This is a genomic window from Bartonella florencae, from assembly GCF_000312525.1.
GTDB lineage: Bacteria > Pseudomonadota > Alphaproteobacteria > Rhizobiales > Rhizobiaceae > Bartonella > Bartonella florencae.
Window position 1 is genome coordinate 101,397 of the sequence record NZ_HE997452.1, and the last position, 2,071, is coordinate 103,467.

A 2,071-nucleotide genomic window follows, 5' to 3' on the forward strand; every position below is an offset into this window, starting at 1 on the left:
GTCAACAAGATCAAAAGTGCCTAAATCCACCGTTTTTTCTGTTTGCCTATAGCGTGCAGCGAGCACCCGAAAGGCTAAAGCCTCATCTTGGTGCGCTGTCCAACTCTGCGCATTGACAGAGGAAAAGCGTGGACCGGTCACGTAAGGGTGGCTTGAGACGTATCTTTGGTTGTCTTTATCAAAATCACCAAGTTTGGCGAGTGAGACAGAATGATTACTATCATCTGTCTTGATAACGAAAGCCGTTAATCGGTCATCCATCACAAGGAGTGGTACATCATAGCGTGCCTCTGCCCACCCTCCCTTTGCGCCCTTCATGGAATAGGAGGTTTGTGCTTGAATATCGGCGGTCGGATAGCCGTTTTCTGTAGTGACCAAATCAATCACTAGATCATGGTTTTGATTGCCTATTTTACAAAGATGGAAATCAATCCCCGTTATTTGCCGTGTTTCATCGGGGGTAAAGACTTGTGCTTGCGGGTCTACTTGTGTCCAGATTTTCACTGTGGTGGTACGCCGCATCACTTTTACATCAATTACCCCTTGACCGGTAAAAAGTCCCGTTGCTGTTGTTCCACCTTTCCCTCGTGCCACAACATTTTTTGTACCGGCGGGAATGTTTTGTGGAATCTTGAAACTCCCTTCAAGGGTGCCTTTGCTATCGGCACTAAGACGGCTTGTTGGCAAGACATTGACACCATCAAAGGTAAGGCTGTCCAAGATTTCGCCACTGCCAAAACCTTCAATCTTAAAATTCAACGGAATTTGTCTTAAAAAATCGATTTGCTCCCTCGTTGTATTTACCAAATCATCACGGATTTCTGTCTTAACGATACTTCTCCCACGGTTCTGCCCCATATTGAGTTGATTGGTCACACCAGAGAGCCAATCAGTGCGCTCAACATGCCAAAAGTCTGTCGCGGGGGTAAGGGTGACTGTTCCAGGGAGAGGCGCAAAATTTTGATAGGGGTTGATTTTTTCGCAAGCCGTTGTCAACTCTTGCGCAATGATCACTTCATTGGTCCAGTCAAGCGTGACAGGTGAGTTCAAGGGGGCAGTATAAAATGTTGGGTCAATAGCAAGCTGCAAAATGCCGTTGCCGACAGCTCCTGTTTGTTCAAAACCTTCATCTCTGTAACTGTCATCGAGAAAAGGGTCTACAAACATGCCTTTTTTGGCAACAGGCTCTTTAGAGTCAACATTGCTTTTAATGCGCTCTAATTGCATGAGGCGGTCAAGGGAAAGCACCCGTTGAAAATAACGCCACATCTCATCATAAGGGGCAACACGCGTTCCATCATTCTTCACACGCGGTAAATCAAGCCAGTTATTGGTAATGGTGGCAAGGGAGAGCACATCTTCAGGAACACTAGGCGCCATGGGGTGGTCTACTGAGATACCTTTGATGTAAACCACATTGCCTCCTGTGTTCAATCCAATACGGTCAATGCGGGGGAGTTTGTAAGTGTAACTGACGATAATATCACCACCTTGCGCCCCACCTGAGACAGTGATTTCCTGTGCTGTCACTTTATCAGCTTGCACGCTTGCGCGGTAACGGTAAGTCACTTTATAGCTGCTCCCCGGTAACGGTTCATCGCCCACGGGTGCCCAATCAATGGTGTCTCCGGTTTTTTTAAAATCCGTGCCTTCTTTAAATTCCTTGCTTCCTTGAACGACTTTAATAAAAGAGGTAATGCTTTTATCAGGAACACCATCACGTCCAGCGACAACCGCACCACGGGTGACGTTAACGGTTTTTTCTTTTGTCAACAAAAGAGACTGAATATCAGCAATAGGAAAATAATAGGGTTTAAAGGTGAAACTTGTCTTGCCCTTTTGAGGCGCAAAAATATGCGTTTCGCTAGGAACAACGCTTGTCGAAAAGTCCTCTTGTTCTTCATGGCGCAAAGCAGCAAGGCGTTTGCGTTTAAAGCCATTGATATTTGCTTCTCCTTCTTGGATACTAAAGACTTGGCAACCGTTGTTTGGTCCCAATGCGCTCACACGGCAGCCACTCACGATATAATGCCCATGGGCGCGGTCGTACGTCGCAATGGCTTGCATGGCT

Annotated in this window: 1 protein-coding gene; it reads right to left on the reverse strand. The window is 46.5% G+C overall.

The window, feature by feature from the left end; genetic code table 11:
- A partial coding sequence (locus BN202_RS03230) for a DUF4815 domain-containing protein (protein WP_034987397.1) occupies positions 1-2,071 on the reverse strand: 2,071 nt, incomplete at both ends.